This is a genomic window from Rhodococcus sp. NPDC057529, from assembly GCF_042802055.1.
Classification (GTDB): Bacteria; Actinomycetota; Actinomycetes; order Mycobacteriales; family Mycobacteriaceae; genus Rhodococcus_F.
Genome location: NZ_JBHVEY010000003.1, coordinates 351,973 through 374,786, shown reverse-complemented (window position 1 = coordinate 374,786; position 22,814 = coordinate 351,973). Strand labels below are relative to the sequence as shown.

Annotated in this window: 18 protein-coding genes; 9 read left to right on the top strand and 9 right to left on the bottom strand. The window is 63.9% G+C overall.

Annotation, left to right across the window (positions count from 1 at the left end):
- Positions 1-1,038, bottom strand: coding sequence for an extracellular solute-binding protein (locus ACFU5V_RS07660; RefSeq protein ID WP_378431977.1), 1,038 nt, complete (start codon positions 1,036-1,038; stop codon positions 1-3).
- Positions 1,039-1,452: 414 nt separating this feature from the next.
- Between ACFU5V_RS07660 and ACFU5V_RS07655 the strand changes: the two genes are divergently transcribed.
- Positions 1,453-2,691, top strand: a complete 1,239-nt coding sequence (locus ACFU5V_RS07655) for an aspartate aminotransferase family protein (RefSeq protein WP_378431979.1) — start codon at positions 1,453-1,455, stop codon at positions 2,689-2,691.
- 155 nt (positions 2,692-2,846) lie between these two features.
- Positions 2,847-3,968: an ABC transporter ATP-binding protein gene (locus tag ACFU5V_RS07650; protein ID WP_378431980.1), complete on the top strand. Its 1,122-nt coding sequence runs from the start codon at positions 2,847-2,849 to the stop codon at positions 3,966-3,968.
- 348 nt (positions 3,969-4,316) lie between these two features.
- On the opposite strand, the gene ACFU5V_RS07645 is transcribed toward ACFU5V_RS07650, so the two are convergent.
- Positions 4,317-5,540, bottom strand: coding sequence for an aminotransferase class III-fold pyridoxal phosphate-dependent enzyme (locus tag ACFU5V_RS07645; protein WP_378698122.1), 1,224 nt, complete (start codon positions 5,538-5,540; stop codon positions 4,317-4,319).
- A gap of 87 nt (positions 5,541-5,627) precedes the next feature.
- Positions 5,628-7,187, bottom strand: coding sequence for a PucR family transcriptional regulator (locus ACFU5V_RS07640; protein WP_378698119.1), 1,560 nt, complete (start codon positions 7,185-7,187; stop codon positions 5,628-5,630).
- A 739-nt stretch (positions 7,188-7,926) separates the two neighbouring features.
- On the opposite strand from ACFU5V_RS07640, the gene ACFU5V_RS07635 reads away from it, so the two are divergent.
- Positions 7,927-8,790 (top strand): alpha/beta fold hydrolase, encoded by an 864-nt coding sequence (locus ACFU5V_RS07635; protein WP_378698117.1) that lies wholly within the window; start codon positions 7,927-7,929, stop codon positions 8,788-8,790.
- A gap of 13 nt (positions 8,791-8,803) precedes the next feature.
- The gene (locus ACFU5V_RS07630) at positions 8,804-10,324 is read left to right on the top strand and encodes a flavin-containing monooxygenase (protein WP_378698115.1); all 1,521 of its coding nucleotides are present in this window, start codon (positions 8,804-8,806) and stop codon (positions 10,322-10,324) included.
- Positions 10,325-10,852: 528 nt separating this feature from the next.
- Here the strand turns inward: ACFU5V_RS07630 and ACFU5V_RS07625 are convergent.
- Entirely contained in the window at positions 10,853-11,527 is a 675-nt protein-coding gene (locus tag ACFU5V_RS07625) for a TetR/AcrR family transcriptional regulator (RefSeq protein ID WP_378431987.1), read from the bottom strand.
- 324 nt (positions 11,528-11,851) lie between these two features.
- Positions 11,852-13,120 carry a Glu/Leu/Phe/Val dehydrogenase gene (locus ACFU5V_RS07620; protein WP_378698113.1) on the bottom strand — a complete coding sequence of 423 codons (1,269 nt, stop codon included), beginning with the start codon at positions 13,118-13,120 and terminating at the stop codon, positions 11,852-11,854.
- 1,038 nt (positions 13,121-14,158) lie between these two features.
- Here ACFU5V_RS07620 and ACFU5V_RS07615 point away from each other — a divergent pair.
- Both ACFU5V_RS07615 and ACFU5V_RS07610 read left to right on the top strand, forming a co-directional pair.
- Complete coding sequence (locus ACFU5V_RS07615) at positions 14,159-14,434, top strand: hypothetical protein (RefSeq protein ID WP_378698111.1); 276 nt, start codon at positions 14,159-14,161, stop codon at positions 14,432-14,434.
- A 138-nt stretch (positions 14,435-14,572) separates the two neighbouring features.
- The gene (locus ACFU5V_RS07610; RefSeq protein WP_378698441.1) at positions 14,573-14,782 is read left to right on the top strand and encodes a hypothetical protein; all 210 of its coding nucleotides are present in this window, start codon (positions 14,573-14,575) and stop codon (positions 14,780-14,782) included.
- Between the two features lie 15 nt (positions 14,783-14,797).
- Here ACFU5V_RS07610 and ACFU5V_RS07605 read toward each other — a convergent pair whose 3' ends face one another.
- Positions 14,798-15,592 carry an N-acyl homoserine lactonase family protein gene (locus ACFU5V_RS07605; protein WP_378698109.1) on the bottom strand — a complete coding sequence of 265 codons (795 nt, stop codon included), beginning with the start codon at positions 15,590-15,592 and terminating at the stop codon, positions 14,798-14,800.
- A gap of 146 nt (positions 15,593-15,738) precedes the next feature.
- Here ACFU5V_RS07605 and ACFU5V_RS07600 point away from each other — a divergent pair, with 146 nt between their 5' ends.
- Together ACFU5V_RS07600 and ACFU5V_RS07595 are read left to right on the top strand one after the other, a co-directional pair.
- Positions 15,739-17,223 carry an aldehyde dehydrogenase family protein gene (locus ACFU5V_RS07600; protein ID WP_378698107.1) on the top strand — a complete coding sequence of 495 codons (1,485 nt, stop codon included), beginning with the start codon at positions 15,739-15,741 and terminating at the stop codon, positions 17,221-17,223.
- A 38-nt stretch (positions 17,224-17,261) separates the two neighbouring features.
- Positions 17,262-18,380 carry an NDMA-dependent alcohol dehydrogenase gene (locus tag ACFU5V_RS07595; protein WP_378431996.1) on the top strand — a complete coding sequence of 373 codons (1,119 nt, stop codon included), beginning with the start codon at positions 17,262-17,264 and terminating at the stop codon, positions 18,378-18,380.
- A 64-nt stretch (positions 18,381-18,444) separates the two neighbouring features.
- Here the strand turns inward: ACFU5V_RS07595 and ACFU5V_RS07590 are convergent, their stop codons facing one another.
- Positions 18,445-19,731 (bottom strand): MFS transporter, encoded by a 1,287-nt coding sequence (locus tag ACFU5V_RS07590; protein ID WP_378438201.1) that lies wholly within the window; start codon positions 19,729-19,731, stop codon positions 18,445-18,447.
- A 267-nt stretch (positions 19,732-19,998) separates the two neighbouring features.
- Between ACFU5V_RS07590 and ACFU5V_RS07585 the strand changes: the two genes are divergently transcribed.
- A complete protein-coding gene (locus ACFU5V_RS07585; protein ID WP_378438202.1) occupies positions 19,999-20,691 on the top strand; it encodes a GntR family transcriptional regulator in 693 nt (230 codons plus the stop codon).
- A 21-nt stretch (positions 20,692-20,712) separates the two neighbouring features.
- Here the strand turns inward: ACFU5V_RS07585 and ACFU5V_RS07580 are convergent, their stop codons facing one another.
- Both ACFU5V_RS07580 and ACFU5V_RS07575 read right to left on the bottom strand, forming a co-directional pair.
- A complete protein-coding gene (locus ACFU5V_RS07580; RefSeq protein ID WP_378698105.1) occupies positions 20,713-21,582 on the bottom strand; it encodes an alpha/beta fold hydrolase in 870 nt (289 codons plus the stop codon).
- Positions 21,583-21,666: 84 nt separating this feature from the next.
- On the bottom strand, positions 21,667-22,632 hold the full coding sequence (locus ACFU5V_RS07575; RefSeq protein ID WP_378438206.1) for an AraC family transcriptional regulator: 966 nt from the start codon (positions 22,630-22,632) through the stop codon (positions 21,667-21,669).
- Positions 22,633-22,814: the final 182 nt, after the last annotated feature.

Below are 22,814 nucleotides of genomic sequence, written 5' to 3'. Positions count from 1 at the left end.
TCACCCCGAGATGAAGTTCGTCCAAGCCGCGGTAGCGGCATCCTGGTTTTCAGACCACCACGTCGAGTCCTGATACACGAGCTCGGAACCATGGCTCGGGCTGTCCGGATAGAAGGGCTCCATCTCGCTGGGCACCTGGGGCGGCGCACCGGAGGTGAGCACGCCATAGGGCAGCAATTGCGAGAGCGCCGCCTGGGTTTCCGGCTTGGCGACGTAGGCGAGAAAGGACTTGGCGGCTTCGGCGTTCGGCGCACCCTTCACGACCAGAGCGTTGTCATAGAAGGTGATCGCGTCCTTCCAGACGACTTTGATGTCCGGATTGACCTTGCTGGCATCGAAGGCCCGTCCGTTCGGGATCAGCGCCATGTCCAGGTTGCCGGATACCAGACCGTCCTGGAGTTCGGCGTACGAATCTTTCGGAACGAGATCGTTCTTGACGGTGTCGAGCGTCGAAATCGCTCTCTCGTAGTCGAGCGGATACAACTTGTCCGCAGATACCCCGTCGCCGAGCAAGGCCGCTTCGAGGGGACCGTCGACTGCCGACGAGCTGATTCCACGTTTGCCCGGGAAGTCCTTCGTATTGATCAGGTCACCGACCGATGTAGGCGGATTCGGATATTTCTTGGAGTTGTACGCGAGCACCCACGAGAACTCGACGATCGGTACGCCGCAATCATTGGTGAGGAACTTCGGATCGATCTGACTGCGGTCGACGTCCGGGATTTCTTCGTAGAGGGTGCCGCACCCGGAGTTGGCTTGGAAGGCCGCGTCCTCGACGACGTCCCACTGGACGTTCCGGCTCTGGATCTGCGTCTGAAGTGGCGCCACTCCAGAATTTTGTGTCTGGTCGACCTTGATGCCATTGGCAGCAGCGAACGGTTCAAACCATGCCTCGGTCTGGCTGGCCTGCAGCGCCCCGCCGAATCCGGCGAATGTCATCGCGTCGGAATTCGTTGTGGTTGACGACGAACCACAAGCAGAACTTGTCAGTGCGAGCAATGCGGCTATCGCCGCCAAGTTAAAACAACGTGCATTCACGGGGCCTTCTCCTCGATCTAAGAGCTGGCGTGGGCGATCAAACTCACACGCGAGTCGGGTGGACAAAGCGAGCAGGATGCGCACCAACCCAATAGCAGTATCGGTTCTGCAACCAACATCGTCAAGACCCGAGGGGCTCGATCCCTTTCCGCAAGCCACCCACGGGCCCCGTCCGAGAACTCGGGCGGAGTCGCCATCGTGCGCTTCACACCTGCATTTTCCATGGTAGACGCATCGCCCAGTCCCCGAAACTCCCGCGTGGCACCCTCGATTGCGCGCCATACGGAATTTGGTTCCCACCCGTCGAGCACCCTTGTCATCGACATTCGACGCACCGTACGATGCAGTAACGGTTCTGCAATCCGATCTGGAGTAAATATGACAGTCAGTGAAGGTCTTGATCCTGCGACTCACGTGCCCCTCACCGAGCAGTTCGTCGGACCGACAGGACACCCACTTCTGCCCGGCGGCTTCGGGCGCGGAATGATGGCGGTAGCGCCATGGGCGCCGATGGTGGCACGCGGCGAGGGTTGCTGGATTATCGACGAGGACGATCGCCGCGTCCTCGACATGAACAACAACTTCACCGCGAACATTCTGGGAAATGCACATCCAGACGTCGTTCAGGCGATCTCCGATGCCGCTGCCGACGGTTGCTCGTTCGGAATGTCGCATCGCTACGAGATTCGACACGGTGAGCGCCTGCTACGGCGGTTCCCCGCTATGGACCAAGTCCGCTACGTCAACTCAGGCACCGAAGCAACCATGCTCGCGATTCGAGTAGCGCGAGCGGCAACCGGCCGAGACCCCATCGTCGTCGTCCGCGGCTCCTATCATGGATGGAACGACACAGTCCTCCCGACCGGTGGACCGCACGCGGCGAGAGGGGTGCCGAAGTCCACGCTCGCCGACACGCTGGTCGTTCCGTTCGACGATGTCGATGCACTCCAGCGAACAGTTCGTCAGAGCGACGGTGGCATCGCAGCCATTGTCCTGGACCTACTGCCCAACCGGGTCGGCATGATCCCACCCTCCGACGAATTCATCGAAGCTGCGGCAAGCCTCGCACACGAGTTCGGTGCAGCACTCATTGTCGATGAGGTCGTGAGTTTCCGCTTGCACACCGGTGGCCTGACGACCGCCCGCTCGGTGCCGGCAGACATGGTCGCACTGGGAAAAACGATTGGCGGCGGGCTTGCCGCCGGCGCCGTCGTCGGGAAGGCCCGGTGGATGCGGGAACTCGACGTCTTCAGCTCCACGGGCCTTGAAGGGGGTGGCACCTGCTCGGCGAACCCGCCGACCATGGCGGCGGGAAGTGTTGTGCTCGACCTGCTCGACGAGCGCGAAATCGCGCGACTGGCCCGGCTCGGCGACCGGTTCCGCGCCGGACTTGCCACCGCATTCGCCACCTACGGGTGGGAACCACGAGGGCAGGGATCTCTGTCGCGGCTATACCCTCTTGGCCTGGCGGACTCGGCCGCTGTCGCGGAATCCCAGCGGCGATTGTGGTGGGCTGCATACGAACGCGGAATCCTTGTGGCCAAACACGGCGTCGCGGCAATCTCCACTCCCATGACAGAGGAGCTCATCGATAACGCGGCCGCGGCACTGAGCGAGGCTGTTGCAGTAGTACAAAAGGCAGACCAGTCTTGAGGTCAGACCGTCAGGTCGACTCGAGTTGGAAAGAGGTGACGCACACCGTCCACCCACGCAGATCACAATCGACTCAGCGCTACGCGCGTCTGGCTCGACCAACGCCCCCGCCAACACTTTGTTGCAATAGTCGGGGAGAAACACGAGGAATACCGATGGACCCATCAACTTCAGGCGCGAGTGTAGATGTCATAGGCGTCACGAAGCGCTACGGCGACGCACCGCCGGCTGTGGATTCGCTTGATCTACACATCAAACCAGGCGAGTTCCTTACCCTTCTCGGCCCGAGCGGATCCGGCAAGACGACAACCCTGAACATGATCGCGGGGTTCGTCGATCTGACCGAGGGTGAGGTTCGCATGGACGGCACCCAGATCAGCGCACTTCCACCCCACCGTCGCAACATCGGCATGGTCTTCCAGCACTATGCGTTGTTTCCACATATGTCCGTCGCAGACAACATCGCGTACCCGCTTCGCCAACGGAAAGTCGCGAAGAGCGAAATCGCCCGGGCGGTGTCGGAGTCGCTGGAGAAAGTGCAACTCACCAAGTACGCCAACCGCCTGCCCCGTGAACTGTCCGGCGGTCAGCAGCAGCGCGTAGCCGTAGCCCGAGCCACCGTCTTCAAACCGCGGTTGCTTCTCATGGACGAACCCCTGGGTGCCCTGGACAAGAAACTCCGCGAGGCACTGCAACTCAGCTTCAAAGAGTTGCACCGCGACCTCGGCATCACCATGGTCTGTGTCACCCACGACCAGGAGGAGGCATTGGTCATGTCCGATCGCATCGCCCTGTTCAACGAGGGCCGGATCGAGCAAATGGGAAGCGTGACCGACCTCTATGAGCGTCCCTCGTCACGGTTTGTCGCCAGCTTCCTCGGACAATCGAACATGCTCGACGGTGTAGCCCGCCATGACGATGCCACCACGGCGGTGTCTTACGGATCCCTTGCCCTCCGCGGACGACGCTCGGCGGTGGCGGACGGGTCCGCGGCGACTCTCGTGATTCGACCGGAGCGGACCCGGATTGTGCGCGAGTCGGATTCGTATTCCGGCAACGTGCTGCGAGGTTACGTCCGCGACGTCGTGTATCTCGGTGCGACAAGCAAGCTCGTCGTTGACCTCGAGGCCGGAGCGACCTGGACTGTGGCCCTTCCGGCGGGAATGATCAACGTGCCGGCGATTGGGTCGACCGTGGAACTGACCTTCGACGAGAAGGACGCCTTCGTCGTACCGCCCAGCAGCCATCTCGGCAAGGCGATCTTGTCAGGGTCGTGACTGACGCGAGGCACTGCTCCATACCAGGCTGTAGGCGCGATCGGAGTCACCGCCCACAGCCTGGAGTGCCGAGAATAGTCTCGATTCCAGCCCAGCGAACCATTCGAGGCTTGGTGATACGGCTCAGGTCAGGCATGAGGTACAGCTGCCGTGGCGTGGGCCATGCAGGGTAAACCCCGCTCCGGGCGGCCGATGCGGCCCTCCGCAGATGCCATATTCTCGCGCAACCCGGACCGATGCTCCACCCGTAGATCCGCTGCCAGCGACTCCTCAAACCAGTGCGGGTAGACGGCAAGGCCCCCGATACCTCTGACGGGGGTATCGAGGGCCTTGCCGCTGGATATGAACTCAACTAATGGCGTTTTCCGCGTCGGTGACCTCCCGAGCCGCCGCGACCAGCTTCTCGATGATCTCGTCGATCACTCCGTCGTCCATTGCGGTTGAAATCACCACCAGCGCCGCAGGAGTCACCAGCAGCCCATGATCGAGCGCCTTCCAAAAGAACGCACTTGGCGCTGCTGAACCATCAGCACGAAGGACGCGCGCGAGTGAACCATACCCACGAACGCCCCATCCCTCCGGTAACCGGGCACCCAACGACTCCCGCAGCCGAGCGCCCAGGGAATTGATCCGCTCGATCGCGGCGGAATCCAGCCCTTCGAGGGTGGCCAGACCAGCTGCCATTGTCAACGGGTTCCCGGTAAACGTCCCGGACGAATAGATCGCGCCCGGCCGCGTCGGGTCCAGCAATGCCATCGCCCGAGTGTTGCCCCCGATTGCGCCGACTGGCAGGCCGCCGCCGATGATTTTGCCCATGGTTGTCAGGTCGGGCCGCACCGACACCGCCGCCTGCAGACCACCGACATGGTGGCGTAACGAGACGACCTCGTCGAACGCCAACATCGCGCCGGTGGTGTCGCACAACCGCCGCGCGGCCAGCAGGAACTCGTCGGACAACTGGCGCAGCCCGGTGTAGTTGGCCATCAAGTCGACAATGATCATGGCCAGGTCGTCACCGGCCTCCGCTGCGGCGGCCTCGAGCGCGTCTACATCATTGAAGGGCACCGGCCGACTCAAGGCGCTGACCTCCGCCGGGATTCCGGCCTTCTGGTACCCCCCGGAGATTGCCAAAGCTGCATCCCCCGAACCGTGATACGCACCGCCCACGCCGATCATCGTCGACCTGCCGGTGCTGGCTCGTGCCAGACGCATTGCGGTCTGCACCGCCTCCGTACCGGAATTGGTGAAGCGGACCTGTTCGACACTCTCGATTCGATCGGCGATTGTCGCAGCCAACTGGTACTCGGTGTTGTGCGGCACCCCGAAGCAAAAGGAACCCGACTCGGCCAGGGAGACGACTGCATTGACGGCTGGAGCATATCCATGGCCGTGAATCAGCACGGTAAAGTTGTTGTGCGCATCGATGATCCACCGACCGGTCTCGTCGAGAAGTCGGCACCCGACGCCACGAACGGCTGCCGGTGGGACACGCCCGCCGACGAACAGACCGGTCCGGCCGGCACCTCCCGGAAGTACCTTCTCTGATAACAAGTAATCGTCCACTACTGTCATGCGCCCAATGCTGGCAGTGGACAACGTCCCTGAGTATTGGCCGCCGAGCCAAAGACCCCTGACAAATCTGTCGTCGGAGCCATACGTCTACGGGTCGAAAACGCGCCGGGTCGAGCGACCATGGTCGTCCCGGAAGCCTTGGAGCAAGTCCTCGGCGCGTAACGCGAGCGACAAGTCGACGATGTCGTCGACTCGGGTGAGCTTGCGGTTCGTGATGCGCTCGATGTTGCGCAGTCGGTAGGCAAGCGTGTGTGTATGAATGTGCAGTGCCGCCGCAGTCCTGTCGTGACGGCGATCCTGCCCGAGGAGTGTGCGCAGCGACAGGATCAGATCAGAGTCATGGGCGCGGTCGTACTCGATGATCGGGCCTAGGATCTCCGCAACGATACGTTCCAGTTGCGATTCCTCGAGCGGAAGCCAGCCCGAGAGACGCTCTCGCTCCGAGTAGCGAACGATGCGCTCGCGCCATCGACGTGCCAGCCCCAGGCCCCACTGCGCCTGGCGCTCGGCGACCATCAGCGGGCCGTCGACGGACAGCGGCGTACTTACACCTACATGCCCGACGCCGGGCGCCGAACCGATGAGCTCGAGCGTGGCCTCCTCATCCGCGCACAGTACGAAAAGGTGTTGACGTCGGAGCATTTGGTGCGTGATGCCGCGGCTGCGGAGCCGGTAGTTAAGGGCGGCGTCGAGACTTTCTGCCTGATCGACGGCCAGCAGCACAAGCCGGCGATCGATGTCGAATCCCCCCTTTGTGAGCCGACGCGCCTGGGCTCCCGCGTACACCTCGCCGGTCAGGAGCATGAAGAGTGTCTCCGCACCCTCGCGTCTCTCGACCTCCCATCCCCGGAAGGCGTTGCTCAGTTCGACCGCGACGATTGTCGATGCGTGCTGAACGCTCGCGAGCCGGGCTGAGCCCGGGCGTTTCTCCCGCGCCAACAGATAGCCAGTCACTTCTCCGGCCAGCACGATTGGTACGGCGTAGCCGCCGTCGAAAACCGGCGAGGTACCAACCTTCAAGGGCAGATGCTCGCGCAGACTCGCCGGTGGCGGAGGAATGCTCGGCAGCAGTCGTTCTCCATCTGGGTCACACAAGTACAAGTCGCATCGCGCCGCATTCTCGAGCCGATCGAAGACCTCGCCCACCGACAGACCTCGCTCGGTCGTACTGCGCATTGTCTCCAGGATGCGGAGGTGGTCGACGAGTCCGTCGCGTAATGCCCCGACATTGGACGCCGCGACCACTTTAGTAATTGCGCTGAATGGGATGTCGTATGGAATCTCGAGCAGCGGAAACCCTGCCGTGTCGGCGAGTCCGAGAACGGTAGGGTCGATCGCGGCTGGAACGTCGCGGCCACCTGCACCGCCTGCGGCCTCGCGGTTGGTGAGCTGCCGACGGCCCACTGCAAGCCCTGCAGCCCCGCGGTCGATCAACTTCTCGACGTAGTCGCGCTGGCTCTCCGATTCCGTCGGCCAACCGACCCCTGACGTGGTGATGAGGAGCTCACCGCCTTCGAGCCATTGAGCGGGCTGTTCGAGTTGTGAGACGTGCGCCCAGGTCACCGCCCGCCCCAGACCTCGCTCCCCCGCGCAGACCGAGAGCCCGAGATGACCGAGCTCGACGAGCTGACGGACAGTGATTGTCATGGCGTTTGCTCCCCCATGGAGTCGAAGAAGAGAGGGCGCCAGCTGGTCGTTGCCGGGACTCCGCTTCGCTTGTGGCTACCATTATGTATCGCTCATGGACTTGTGTCTGCAGCCAACCCACCAAGCGGTCGAGGTCCGGACACTGCGGTCGGAGTGGCGATTACGTAGTGACCGATTATCTCTGCCGACCGCACAGGGTTCGACAATGCCGAACCAACCATGAGTCGTGGCGAGTCCACGCAAGTTCGCCGACCACAGAGATGTTCAGTTCCTGCGGTGCGTGTGTGCGCGCGACCGCCATCCTGAAAGACCTCGCCCGGACCGCGGGCACGTGCTACTTGTCGCTGCCGCACCCGTTGCGTCGCGCATCTGACGCCCACTGCCGGATAGCGTCTCCCGCGCCGAATCCTGGATTTAGAAGTTCGGGCGCACGCTCGCGCATGAGGCCGCGCTAAATACGCTGCGGCACTGCGCTTAACACGCCAGATTCAGGACGATCCCGAGTAGCAGCCACAGCGATGGCTACTCCTCCTGCCCGCACGCGCGCCGAGGTCCGCACGAGGTGTAGTTCCGATTGCCACCGCCGTCACCCTCGCACACTTATGAGACACCACTTCATCCAATAGATGGGTCAATCATGCAGGTAGACATCGTGTTCATATCTCACACCCTTGATTAACCGAACTAAAGTGGAGTACGCTCTCACTAAATCGGTCGGAAGTTCGGAAGTGAGGAAACGATGGCGTTCTTTCCAGGTGTCACAGTCGGTGGTGTAACGGTCGGAGATCAGGAAGTGAAGTTCTACGACTCGGGGCACAAGCACATCAGCCAATCGGAGCGCACCGTCGTGCTCTGCCATGGGACGGGCGGCAGTGCCGAGGGGAACTTCTGGGCACTCTTCCCCATGCTTGCCATGCGACATCGCGTAGTTGCTTTCGAGTTTGTCGATCCGACTCAGGAACTAGGCCCCGACGAGATGGCGGAGCATTACGTCAGCCAGGTATCCGCCGTCATCCGGACCGTCTCACCCGAGACGCCGGTCGAGCTCGTCGGCTACTCATTTGGCGCTGTCATCGCCGCAAAAACTGCGGCGGAGAACCCGACTGCTGTGCACAACCTCGTCTTGATCGCCGGCTGGCTGGTGACCGATACACAGCAACGCCTGCGAAACGATGTGTGGTTCGCTTTGCACGACAGTGGACATCGTGCGCTCGCCGACTTCACCGTGTTTACCCAGTACAGTCAGCAATTCGTCAACTCTCGTCTTCCCCATGAGCTGGAGAACGAGCGGCAGAAGGTGCTCACGGGTGGTCCGGACCGTGCCGCGAAAATGCGGTTCAACCGGTCTGTCGACATCTCCGACGCGGCTGAAAGTATCACTGCTCCCACACTCATCATCGGCTGCACACAGGACCAAGTAGCACCGATCCGGCACTCCTACCTCCTGTTCGGGGCGATTTCTGACGCACGGCTGGTCGAAGTGGACTCCGGACACGGGGTACTGACCGAGCGCCCGTCGGAAGTCTTCATACTGATCGACGATTTCGTGCGCGAGCCGCATGCAGTCGCTGCCGGCGGAGTACTCGAGAATGACCACGCATAGAAAGGCACGGCCCATGACCATCACACCACACTCCTCCAGCGACGACGGCGTCGGAATCGAGAGAGCAAAGGTCATCATCATCGGCACAGGATTCTCGGGACTTGGTCTGGCAGTACAGCTTCGACGGTCTGGAGAAACCGACTTCGTCATGCTGGAGCGGGCCGGCGACGTCGGTGGGACCTGGCGTGACAACACCTACCCAGGAGCCGCGTGCGATATCCAGTCGCACCTCTACTCCTACTCGTTCCGCCCCAACGCTCACTGGTCGCGCGTGTATGCGACCCAACCCGAGATCCGGAGATATCTCCAAGACACCGCACGAGAAGAAGGTATCTACCCTCATATCCACTTCAACTCGACGGTCACTGATGCAGTCTGGGACGACGCCGACGCGATGTGGACGGTGACGACCCCTACCGGTATCTTCACGGCCCCGGTTCTCGTCTCGGCCGCAGGTCATCTGTCGGATCCGGCTTACCCCGACATTGACGGCATCGGGGGTTTCGCAGGCGAGATCTTTCACTCCGCTCGGTGGAATCACGATGCCGATCTCACAGGCAAGCGGATCGGCGTTATCGGCACCGGCGCCTCGGCGATCCAGATCGTGCCGGAGATTCAGAAGGTGGCCGGCCACCTGACCGTCTTTCAACGCTCCGCGCCGTACATTGTTCCGCGCCGGGACCATGTGTACTCCGCCGCAGAGAAGGGAATGGTCAGCAGACTCCCGAAAGTCGCTCAACGTCTTCGCGACCACCTGTTCTGGGAGAACGAGTCCCGCCTTCCGCAGCGCCGTCGGGTTCCGACCTTCATCGACCAGATCCGGCAAACAGCCTTAGGACACATGCACGCTCAAGTCTGTGATCCCGACCTCCGCGAGAAACTCACCCCTCACTTCGAGGTCGGCTGCAAACGTATCCTGATCTCAAACGACTATTATCCCGCAATCTCTCAGGACAACGTGACGCTGGCAACGGCGGGAATTGCGAGCATCGACACCACGGGTGTCGTGCTGGCCAACGGCGAGCACGTGGATCTCGATGTCCTCGTCGTTGCCACTGGTTTCGAGGCGGCAGATCTACCGATTGCGAAGGTCATTCGGGGACGCAACGCCGAGGTCCTCTCGGAGCAATGGCAGGAAGGTGGCAAAGCCTTCGCGTGTGCGACGGTCAACGGTTTCCCCAACCTGTTCGTGATGCTGGGACCGAACACAGGCCTGGGAGCAGGCTCGATCATCTACATGGTCGAGACCCAGATCGACTACATCCGAGGCGGGATCGAGGCCATCCTGCGTGATGATCTCGTCATCGAACCCGATCCTGCTACCCAGGAAGCCTACGTCCAGTCGATCTATGAACGCAGCGAGGGCTCGGTGTGGGTGGCCGGTGGCTGCTCGAGTTGGTATCTGCATCCCCGCAGCGGCCGGCTCACCACACTGTGGCCGGACTTCATGAGCCAGTTCCGTCGCGAGAATGGAACCTTCGATCTCGCCTCGTATCAGGTTTCGGACTCAGTGGTGGATGCGGCACGCCCCTAGTCGTTCTACGAGGTTGGCGTACGGTGACCGACCGCTGGCACCTCGACAACCGCACGCCAGGTACACGCCCTGGATGGAGAGCTCGAGGCAGACCATGGACAGGCATTCATCCCTTGTCTTGCCACCAATTGGACGAACCTGATCGACGTCGTGCGCCCCATTCCCCGTTCCCCAGCGCAGGCCTTACATCCGAAGGCCTGCGCTGGGGTCCTCCTGAGCTCAATTCGTGACCAAGTTCAACTTGAAACTCTTTGTCACTGTAAATGATCAGATCCCACCACGGACATCACGAGAGAACTGCGGCGTAGGGCAAATGCGCCAAGCACCAGATTCATGTCCATGCGCGGGCCTGACCGCCCACAGGTGACCGTGCTTGATAGATGCGCGCTTCACGCTCGACAGCCATCGCGCACGCCAACACTCTCCCGAGGTAGCGCCGCGCCTGTTAGCACAAAGACCTGCTTGGGAGTGCACCCTCAACTAATTCGGGTTCGCGACCGGTGATCGCGTTCAACGCTTAAGGCGCTGTCACGTTCGAATCGCCAGCGGCACAAGCTGGGCGCACAACCGTGGTTCCAACCGTTCCCAGATAGACGCGGGATCAAAGTTTCGGACTGGTGTGCGGTCAATTTCGTGAATGTAGGTTCCGTGACAATTCTGGGCCACAATACCGGGATCCACCGATTCAATTATCGCCCCATTCGACTGCCCCTCGCGGAGGACGTGCGTGGTCAACCGAATAGTCCGGTCACCTTGAGCAAGGTGGCGAGCGCTCTCACTAGATCCGGGATTGAAACCCTCACGTAGATATAGCGCTGCGTTGACCGGGTTCAGCAGGTAAAAATCGCAACGCAGCTGGTACGAGTGCAGAATACGAGAGAAATAGAACGCCGCTGAGGATGCCCCCCCAGCAGGCCCGCGGGTGGCGACTACAGCATCATCCTGCTCGATACGATTAAGTACCGAGTCAAGCTGATCCCCGTAGACAATTGTCAGCAACTCCTCTTTACTGTTGATATACCGAAAAAGGGTCGCCTCGCCAATATTCGCCGCAGCAGCCACTGCCTTTGTCGTAATCTCGTCGAATGAGAACTCAAGGAGCAGTCGAGCCGCAGCATCGGCAATTCGCTGCTTTCGATCCAGTTTCGCAAGCTCGCGTTGGCCAACTGGCCCATCAGGAACAGACCCATGAAGCAACGTCATAACAAAGCCCACCTCGAGACAGCCAGCGGGACGCACGCACCTTCGAATCTCCCGCGATTCATGGGAGTACACTACCACCGTCAGCTCCTGATTCACCGTCCGACGGTCGCCTCTTCCGGCCACCCTACGCAAGCCAGGCCTGGTCGTAGCGCCGGCAGTAGCGTCCACTACGCAGTCGCGTGCATCCGTCGGCGGCGCGGTGAAACCGAGTGCAGTACAGCATTGACCGCATCGTTGCCGTCCCGGAATTGTCCCACCCCAGCCATCCGAAGAGGCAATCTCCCCAGCTGTGACGGTCCACTAGCTGAAGTCCGACAATCCTGGTCATGGGTAGAGCCCCCGAAGGCGGTGGGCTTCCGCCACCCGCTCCACGGCAAGACAGGTCGCGGCTGATCGCAGCGAAAGAGAACGTGCGTCGGCGTATCGCCGCACAAAGTCCCACGCGCACTCCATCCGTTCCGCAAGGCGCGCTTCTACCTCCTTCTCGGTCCACCAATACGCCTGGTTCGCCTGAACCCACTCGAAGTAGGACACGATCACCCCTCCTGCGTTGGCCAGAATATCCGGAACGACCAGCACGCCGTGTGCCTCGAGGACCCGGTCCGCTTCCGGAGTGGTCGGGCCGTTTGCGCCCTCGACGATTACGGCGGCCTGGACCAGCGAGGCGTTGTCGACGTGGATGACGCCCTCGATCGCTGCGGGAACGAGCAGATCGACATCCAGGAGCACCAGTCCGCCCGGGTCGAGTTCGTCACCTCCCGCGAACCCGACGACGGAGCCCGTTGCATCGACGTGCTTCTCCAACAATTCGAGCGCGAGTCCCTCCCGACAGATAGTGGCTCCGAACTGATCGCTCACAGCGACCACCCGCAGCCCTGCTTCGGCGAGAAAACGGGCGGCACTTCGACCGACCTTGCCGAAGCCCTGGACCGCAGCCGTCGCTGTGGTGCGATCAATACCCAAATGCCGCAGCGCGGCGAGGGCGATGTGGACTACTCCGCGCGATGTGGACCAGCTGCGTCCGAGTGAACCGCCCAGACTCAATGGCTTACCGGTGGTCGAACCGAGCACGGTGTGACCATAGCCGACCGAGTATGTGTCCATCATCCACGCCATCGTCTGCTCGTCCGTGCCGATGTCGGGTGCGGGAATATCGCGTTCGGGTCCGATGAAGGTTCCAATCTCGCTGGTGTAGCGACGGGTCACACGCTCGAGCTCGGCCTGCGAGTAATTCTTTGGATCGAATGCGATGCCGCCCTTCGCCCCGCCGTACGGCACATCGACGAGAGCGCACTTCCACGTCATCCACATCGCGAGTGCCCGTACCTCGTCGAGGTTGACATGGGGACTGTATCGGAGACCTCCTTTGGCCGGCCCGCGCGAAAGATTGTGCTGGACTCGGTGTCCCGTGAGGACTTCGACACTGCCGTCGTCACGCCGCAACGGGATGGAGACGGTCATCTCCCGCCTCGGCACGGCGAGCATGTCGTATGCACCGCCTCCCAAGCCCAGAACTTGGCACGCATCCGAGAGTTGGGATCGAGCTGCAGCAAGGGGAGTGGTGTCACCAGCGAGATGGACGGTTGAAGTCATGAGCCCATGTTGGTCTGGCAACCGACGCATTGCCCTAGGCAACAGAACCAAGAAAAGCGCAGTTCTTGGGGTACATCAACAAACCATACGGATCGGATCGGGATCAAGATGCTCAGACAGTTGCCGCGAATCATCACACCCCCTCGATGAAGCCACCCTGCGATCCTTGTAGTTACAGACCGACCGGCGATGCACAACCGGGTACGTCGTCGCGCACCGACTCAATCACCGCGTCCTCGCCGTCGATGCTCACGATGACGAACTCCGAGGTTGCGTCGCTATGCACCTTGACGCGGGCACCCACATTCGCACGTGCACCGTCTCGCCGGCAACGGTGGTGATTGTGCGCCCGAACCGCCGTCGTGTCCCGGTTCGGCGGTTGATCCCGACGCGTCGGCACGCCCGGAGTTACTCACCCCCAGACGGTTCAGCAGAGCGAACTGTTCCCGCTACTCCTACTCCGTCAAAGCAGCGCCGGGGTGTCCTCCGTCGCGCTCTGTCGAGTCGTACGTCGCGACCCTCCGATTAGTGTCAGGTGTTGTGACGATCACTGGAATCCGCCAGATCGCGGGTCAGCCGCACGACGTCGAACCAGCGGCACCCGATCGCGCACCCGGTGCTCTCCCACGCTAGCATCTCGCCGTCCACCTCGTCCTCAGCAACTCCTCGGACCGGGGCGACACCGGCACCTTCGTGTGATCGTCACCAGGGCATCCACCTTGAACTCCCGCCTGCGCAGACGCAGCCCGTGCTCCTCCATGAACCGATCGAACTTGCCGACCAGTTGTTCTCATCCGACCAGTTGTCGGCGCTTGGCGATGATTCTGGATGGCCTGCAGGTGATCACGCAGCCACGCCACCTCCCGGCGATCGCGCATGTCTCCGCCAACGGCACGGCGCCCCCACCATAAGCGACCACCAGCAAAAGAAGCTGCTGAGCTGACTGGCCCACGACGCTAGGGCACATACCGAATGTGCCGGTCCCAGCGCGATAGTGTGATCGGGCGACCCAAAGTCGCACGCGATCTTCGCCCAGTCATGCTGGGATCAATCAACTTGAATGATCGGTTCCTCAATGACACCGACGTGCTGGACAGGATGGAACGGAACCTGGCGGAACACGCCGGTCACCTGCACCAGAGAAAGACCGATACGACCGTCACAGATACTGGTGACCTCATGATCGCCGACAGCGGCCTCGACGACGACACATTCAACATCGTTGCCATGGTCCGCTTCACCGCCGCCGACACTACGGCACGTATCACCGAAACCATTGAGACACTGTCCCGCACCGGCCGTCGTGTCTTCTGATGGGTGGAGCCAGCATCCACACCAGTGGACCTCACCACCCATCCGACGGCCACAGGCCTCCCAGCGTCCGACACGAGTCCGCGATGTTGCCGAACTGGACGACCCCCTGCCACCGCATGCCGTCCGGAAATCCAGCGAGTGGCCACCCCCGAACACCTCACCGACTACGCCACGGTTCTCGCCGCGAACTGGGACCTGCTCTACCCACACCGAACCACCGTCGAGCGTGGCTTCAACCGACTCGAGCACTGGCACGGTGTCGCAAACCGCTACGACAAGGACGCCATCACCTACCTCGGCGGCGTACTCCTCGCCTCGACAATCACAACCCACCGGCCGCGCAACTAACAGCGAGAACCTAGGCTAGACGACCTGCCGCCCGTTGGCGCGGAGGCGGTTCCAGTCGTCGATGTCGTGGTTGACCACCACGGTCGTGTTGGGTTGGCTGCGAAGCAGTTTGAGCTTCTTCAGCGATTCGATCGCGCCGACGGTGTCGGAGTCGGCAGGCATGCCGACGCAACAGCTGATGTTGTCCTGGATGTGCGCGACGTCGCCGGACAGGACCAGCGTGCTGTCGTCCGGCAGGCGGAGTTTCAGCCCGAGCGAACCCGGCGTGTGCCCGGGCATCGACAGCACGACGACGCTGCCGTCCCCGAACACGTCGTGGTCGTATCCAGCAGGCACTTCGCACCAGTCGATCCGATCGGCCGCATCGAGGTCTTCCTGCCGGAAGAAGCCCGAGACGTGGTTGTCGGGCGTGCGCGCGTACCGCAGCTCTCCGGATCCGATGTATCCCTGCGCCCCGGCGAAATGCTCCAGGCCGCCGGTGTGATCGAAGTGCAGATGCGAGATCACCACCCGCTCGACGTCGGCCGTGGCGAATCCGAGCGACTCCAGCTGGCGGTCGAGGGCACGTTCGGCGGGGAATTCGATCGCGAACAGTTCCGCGAGCGGGCCGTAGGTGGATGCGGGATCGCCTGCGCCGGCGAGGCCGGTGTCGAAGATGAGCAGTCCGTGCTCCGCATGCTCGATCAGGAACGACGGCGACGGCAGCGACACCAGCTCACCGCCCGCACCCAGGATCATGATGCTTTTGTCGACCTTCAGCATGGGTGCGTCGAGCGCCCACAAATGCTTGATGGTGCCGGAACTGGCCACGTCGTGCCTCCTCGAGCCCGGAAGGGGGAAATCACGGCACCGTGTGAGCCGCGTCACGCATGATATACAAAGCACCGTGCATCACAATCCCTTTTATATATTCTGTACTATGTACTAACAGTGTGGAAACCAGTCGGAGGTAGCAGATGACATCGACCACGGGTGCGCAGGCACTGAAAGAACTCGTCGAGCCGGAACGACTCCTGATCGACGGTTCCTGGGTGCCCGCGGCCGAGGGCGCGTCGTTCCCCGCGATCGATCCCGGCACCGGGGAACAGGTGGCCCGGGTGGCCGAGGGCACCGAGGCCGACGTCGACGCCGCGGTGGCCACTGCGCGCCGCTCCTTCGACGACGGGCGCTGGCTGCGACTGTCGGGCCAGCAACGGTCGCTGATCCTGTGGCGCATCGCCGACCTGCTGGAGAAGCGGGCCGACGACCTCGCCGCACTGGAGAGCATGGACGCGGGCATGCCCGTCTCCCAGGCGCGCCTCATGGTCGGCGAGGCGGTCAATCAGTTCCGGTACTTCGCCGGCTGGGCCGACAAGATCGAGGGCAAGAGCGTCGAGATCGGCCCTGCCGACATGCGATTCCAGGGATACACCCGCAAGGAAGCCGTCGGCGTGGCCGCGCTGATCGTGCCGTGGAACGCACCCGTCGTCGCGACCGCGCAGAAGCTGGCACCGGCGCTCGCCGCCGGATGCTCATGTGTGCTCAAGCCCTCCGAGGAGGCGTCGCTCAGCGCGCTCGCCGTCGGCCGGTTGCTCCTCGACGCAGGATTGCCGCCCGGCGTCGTCAACGTCGTCACCGGATTCGGGCCGCGGGTCGGCGCCCCGCTCGCCGCGCACCCCGGCGTCGACAAGGTGAGTTTCACCGGGTCGACCCAGGTCGGCAGGCAGATCGTGCACGCCGCCACGGGCAACCTCAAGAAGGTCTCGCTCGAACTCGGCGGCAAGTCGGCGATGATCGTGCTGCCGGACGCCGATCTGGACACCGTGATCCCCGGCGTCGCCACCGGAATCTTCTGGAACTCCGGACAGATCTGCACCTCCGGCTCCCGGCTGTTCGTCCATCGGGATATCGCCGACGAGGTGGCCGACGGGGTCGCCGAGTTCGGCCGCAACCTGAAGGTCGGCTACGGCACCGACCCGGACGCCGACCTCGGGCCGCTCATCTCGCAGCGGCATCTCGACAGGGTGCACGGTTACGTCGAGAGCGGTGTCGCGGCCGGGGCGCGGGTTGTCTCCGGCGGCAACCGAATCGGCGACACCGGCTACTTCTACGAACCGACCGTGGTGGCCGACGCCGACCCGTCGATGGCGATGATCCGCGAAGAAATCTTCGGTCCGGTGCTCGGCGTCGTGAAATTCACCGACCTCGACGACGCCGTCGACGCCGCGAACGACACCGAATACGGCCTCGCGGGCAGCGTCTGGACCCGCGACGTCGCCCGCGCCCAGTCGATCGCTCATCGGTTGCGGGCGAGCCGAATCGGCATCAACGTCCACCGCGCGGGCGGTGTGCAAATGCCGGTCGGCGGATACAAGCAGTCCGGCTGGGGCCGCGAGAACGGCGCCGAGGCACTCGCCGAATACCTCGAGACGAAGTCCGTGGTCACTCGGCTCGCCGACTGACACCAGTCACATCCCATTCACCAACCCCAAGGAGAAGCATGAGAACTCGCGGCGCAGTCATCCGGCAGGTCCCCGGCGAACTGGAAGTGATCGACCTCGAACTGGAAGATCCCCGCGACGACGAGGTCCAGGTCAAGCTCGTCGCGAGCGGCATGTGCCACTCCGACGACCACCACGTCACCGGGGACATCCCGGTCGGCATGTACCCGTTCGCGCTCGGCCACGAGGGCGCGGGCATCGTGACGAAGGCGTCCCCCAACTACAAGGGCATCGAGGTCGGCGACCACGTCGTGTTCTCCGCGATCCCGTCCTGTGGCCATTGCCGCTGGTGCTCGTCCAACCTGCAGAGCCTGTGCAATCTCGCCGCCGGCATCCTCGCAGGCCCGCGCTGGACGGACGGGACGTTCCGGGTGCGCACGACCGACGGAACCCCGGTGGGGCAGATGTGCGGCATCTCCACGTTCCTCGAGACGACGACGGTCTCCATCAACTCGGTCGTCAAGATCGACAAGGACATTCCGCTCGACAAGGCCTGCCTCGTCGGCTGCGGTGTGAGCACCGGCTGGGGATCGGCAGTCAATCTCGGCAACGTCGCGCCGGGGCACACCGTCATCGTCATGGGCATCGGCGGGCTCGGCTCCGCCGCGCTGCAGGGCGCCCGGCACGCCGGCGCCTCGCACGTCATCGCCGTCGATCCCGTCGCCTTCAAGCGGGACAGCGCCAAGACGTTCGGCGCCACCGACGCGGTCGCGACCATCGAGGAGGGCGCCGAACTCGCCAAGCGGTACACCGACGGTCAGGGCGCGGACGCCCTCGTCATCACCGTCGGCGTGCTCGAACCCGAGCACGTGGCCCAGGCACTCGCCTCGGTCCGCAAGGCGGGCACCGTCGTCGTCACCGCCGTCGGCGAGCACTCCCGGATCGGTCTTCCGATCCCGGTCGCCGACCTCACCCTCTCCCAGAAGCGCCTGCAGGGCTGCGTCTTCGGCTCGACGAACGGCACGTGGGACGTCAATCGGCTGCTGAACATGTACAAGGCCGGGCAGCTCAACCTCGACGACATGATCACGCGCACCTACCGGCTCGACGAGATCAACCAGGGATACCGGGACCTGAAGGACGGCAAGAACATCCGCGGCGTCATCCTGTTCGACTGATCATCCGCGCACACGAAGGGCCGCTCGGGAACTCCCCGAGCGGCCCTTCTTTTCTCCGTCCCGGCTACTCGGTAGTGGCGAGTGCCGGGGCCGCCACCCTCGTCTCGCCGGCCACGACGGTACGGGTGATGCGGGTGAGAGCCATCGCCGCGACGGCCGCGAGCACGAGAGGCACGATGACGGCGAGGTACATCGCGCGCGGTGTCATGACACTGAGCGCGTACCCCGCGACGATCGGCGACAGAATGGCACCCCCGCGGGCGACGCCCATCATCGCTCCGTAGCCCTTGGCGCGCGCGAGCACGGGGTACGCCACCGTCGACGTGGAGGTGAACCCGGACATGGCCGCGAACGTGCCTGCGCCGAGAAGCCCGGCCATGGCCAGTGCAAATGGTCCCTGCAGTGTGAGTGCGAACCCGGCGATCGCCGCGGCGGACACGGCCGAGGTGATCACCGCGATCCGCGCGCCGGGGAACCGCAACCCGAACGCACCGAACAGGCATCCACCGACCACCGCACCGAAGCTGATCATGATGCCGGCCAGCGCACCGCTCCCCGCGTCGCCGCTGGCGTCCTTGATCAGCTGCGGCGTCCAGGTGCCGACGAAGTAGTACCCGGCGGTGAGCATCGAGTATCCGAACGTCAGGAGGAGTGTGCGCGATCGCAGTTCCCGGCCGAGCAGACGGACCTCGCTCTGCGGCGCGGGGACCGCCCGATCAGCTTCCGTCTTCGTTCCCTTGCGTGCCAGGAAGTCGTCCGATTCGCGGAGGAAGGCGGCGGTCACCACGAATGACAGGACCCCCAGCGCGGCACCGATCCAAAACATGCCCTGCCACGCCCCGCCTGCCAGCGCCACGAGTCCGGCGCCCGCGAAGCCCGCGAGCGTCGTGCCGAGCGGATAGCCGACCATGACCAGGCCGAGCGCCACACTTCGCCGGTTGGCCGGGACGACCTCCTGGCAGAGGACGATGATGACGACGCTGATCGTGCCGATCGCGATGCCGGTGACGAAGCGGGTCACCAGGAGCATCGCGAAACCGTTCGACAGCGCCGACGCGGTCAGGCCCAGGGTGTTGGCCGCGAGGCCGACCAGCAGGATGCGCCGCCTGCCGATGACGTCGGCGAAGCGGGCGAGGCCGATCGCGCCGACCGCCATACCCGCGAGGGCGGCACTGATCAGGTAGCCCTTCTCCGGATTGGTCGCGAAGCCCTGCGGCAGGTGCGGCATCGCGAAACCCATCACGAGGACGTCGTATCCGTCCAGCATGTTCAGGAACATGCAGAAGACCACGGATGCAATCTGATACGGGCGCATCCCCACGCGCGACGCCCAATCCTTCGTTGTGCTCATCAGGTCCCTCTCGCTCGTAGCACCGACAGTCGGTGCGACACAGATCACACTCGGAACAATATATGATGTGTCGTGGATTATGTCGACCCGGAAATGTGACCGGCCCGACAGCTGCGCCCTTGCGGCGGAGTTACGAGCGCTCCCACGCCCGGGGTCGGGCATTTCGGGGCGCGGCTCGGGCTGCGGCCGATCACGCGGGGGCCGACCACGCGGGCGCGGATGGTACATTATGTCGAGTCTTTCGAATCCGGGAAGGTGCGACCGACGATGCCCCTGAATGACAGGTCAAGACGACAGCAACTGCCCGAGGAAGTTGCCACGTACGTCCGCGAGATGATCATCTCCGGCGAGGTGCGTGCCGGCGACTTCCTCCGTATCGAGCGGATCGCCGAAGCTGTCGGAGTCAGCACCACACCCGTCCGCGAGGGGCTCCTCGCCCTGCGGAGCGAAGGCTTCGTGGAGATGGTCCCCCGGCGCGGCTTCGTCGTGGCCCCGTTCACGAAGCAGGACGTGCGTGATCTGTTCTGGGCCCAGGCTCAGCTGGCCGCCGAACTGGCCGCACGGGCCGCGAAGAACATCACGCCCCAGCAGATCGCCGAACTCGAGGGAATCCTGAAGCAGCACGAGGACGCCATCGCACAGGGCGACACCGAGCGCATTTCGTCCCTCGGGCACGCGTTCCACCGAAAGATCAACCTGATCGCGGACTCACCGCGCCTCGCCCGCCTCCTCGGTTCCGTCGTCACGAATCTTCCGAACCGCTTCTACGCCACCATCGAGGGCCACATCACCACGACCCAGGAGGAACACCCCCTCCTGCTCGACGCGTTGAAGAAGCACGCCGGCAAGAGGGCGAAGACGATCATGGAGTCGCACATCCTGGACGGCGCGGATCACCTGATCGACGAACTCGAGCAGCGCGGGCTGTGGGATACCCACGCCGAGGCGAACGCGGGCTGATCGTCCGCCATATCGTGCCGGTCAGACCTGCCGACGCACCCGGCCGACGAGGAAGTCCTGCAGGTGAGCGGTGAAGACGTCGTTGTCGTCGCCGGCGACCATGTGACCGGCACCGACCTCGACCACCTCCGCGGTGGGCACCAGGTCGCGGATCTCGGCGGCCGCCTCGGCGGTGACCATGTCCGACTTCTTCCCGCGGACCAGCAGGGTGGGCACGGTGATCTTCCGGGCCGCCCGTGACAGCCGGTCGACGTCGAAGTTCGCACCGTCCGTCGTGAACTCGAGAAACCGCGGATCCCAGTGCCAGTACCAGCGGCCGTCCGCCCGCTGCCGGAGATTCTTCCTCAGCCCGTCCAGATTCCGGTGTCGTCGCGGCGCGGGGCGGTAGGCGTCGACCGCGGCGGCGACGTCCTCGAGTGAGGCGAACCCCTTCGGAGCGCCGGCCATGAAGTCCCTCACCCGCTCCCGCCCGTCCGGATCCACGCGGTGCGCGATGTCCACCAGCACCAGACCCGACACCGACCCGGGCCGTTCACCCACGGCCGCGAGCGCCGTCCGTCCGCCCAGGGATGCCCCGACGACGACGGGAGCCGTGCCGATCTGCGCGATTGTCGCATGGAGGTCGGCGACGAAGAAATCCAGCGTGTAGCCGGCCTGTGACCATTCGCTGTCGCCGTGCCCGCGGGCATCCACGGTGATCGCGTGCAATCCCGCGCCGGCCAGGCGTCGCGCGGTGCGCTCCCAGGAGTGCCGCGTCTGACCGCCGCCGTGCAGCAGCAGCACGGTTCCCCGATCCTGCCCCGGGGACGTCCACCGGTCGCCGATCAGCTTGTCGCTGTGGGCGCCCCGGAACTCCAGGGCCTCCCGCCGAACGGATTCCGCCACGGTCATGCCGCCTCCCGCCACAAGGTTGAAACATTATATATAGTGATCTCACCGCACCCCCGCCGCCCGAATCGACGTGGCGCACCCGGCTCAGCGTCGTGAGCGCAACACGGTCTCCGAGGGAAGGAACCCGAACCGGGCCCGGTACTGCTGAGCGAACCGGCCGGGATGGTAGAAACCCCAGCGGGCGGCGATATCCGTGACGGAACCCGAAGAGCCACACGCGAGATCGAGGTGCACCCGGTCGAGTCGAACGCCGCGGAGATAGGCGGTCGGCGACATCCCGACCACCTCCCGGAAGCCCGCCTGCAGGGCGCGTTCGCTCACTCCGGCCATCGACGCGAGATCGGCCGTGGTGATGTCGTCCTCCGCGTGCCGGTCGACGTAGTCCACGATCTCGCGGATCTTGGACCGCCGGGTGTGGGCGGGTTTTCCGTGCAGCTCCGGAGTGAGCTGACTCGGCACCGTCATGAGCAGTTGAGTCATGAGCGCCGATTCGAGTTCGTGGCAGGCAGCGGGCATCGCGGAGATGCCGTCCGGTCGGGAGAGCTCCGCGTACAGGAACCCGGCGGTCGCGACGAGCGCCTGCGCGGCGCTGGACCGGAGATCGAACGTCAGATCGAAGCGGATCTCCTCCCCGATCGGGCGGCCCGTCAGTTTCGCCGCGTGCGCCTCGAGCGGGTCCTTCGGCAGTTTGATGTGGTACTGCCACGAATCCGCACTCCACTGCACCAGCACGGGCGCCTGCGGACCGAAGGCGACACCCGCCTCCCCGGCGACGAAGCTTCGGCGGACGCCGCCCTGCTCGACCGTGCTCGCACCGGTGACGGGCAGATTCACGTGATAGCAGAGGCGCATAGGCGGCCCGTGCAGGGTCACCGCCGCCCCGTACGACATCCGGCCGAGCGTCAGGCGCGGGGCCGGCGCGAGATCGAGCCGGAAATCCACGTCCCGATCGTCCGGCACGTGCACGTCGTGACCCGCGAACGCCTTGGTGACCTGGGCGTGCGCGGCGTCGAGATCCGCCGTGCGGAAGTTCAGCTGTCGGTCGCTCACGCGCCGCCACCTCCTGAGACCCGGCGTGGCCGGATTTCACCCACGCCGTCGTAGTACCGGTGGAAATAATACATCATATTGGGATAAATTCGCAGGTAGCCGCGGACGTGCGCCGCTCGCGGCGTTCGGAAAGTGGATGCCGGCCTTCGCCAGACGGATTGTGACGTAGATCCCATCCCCAT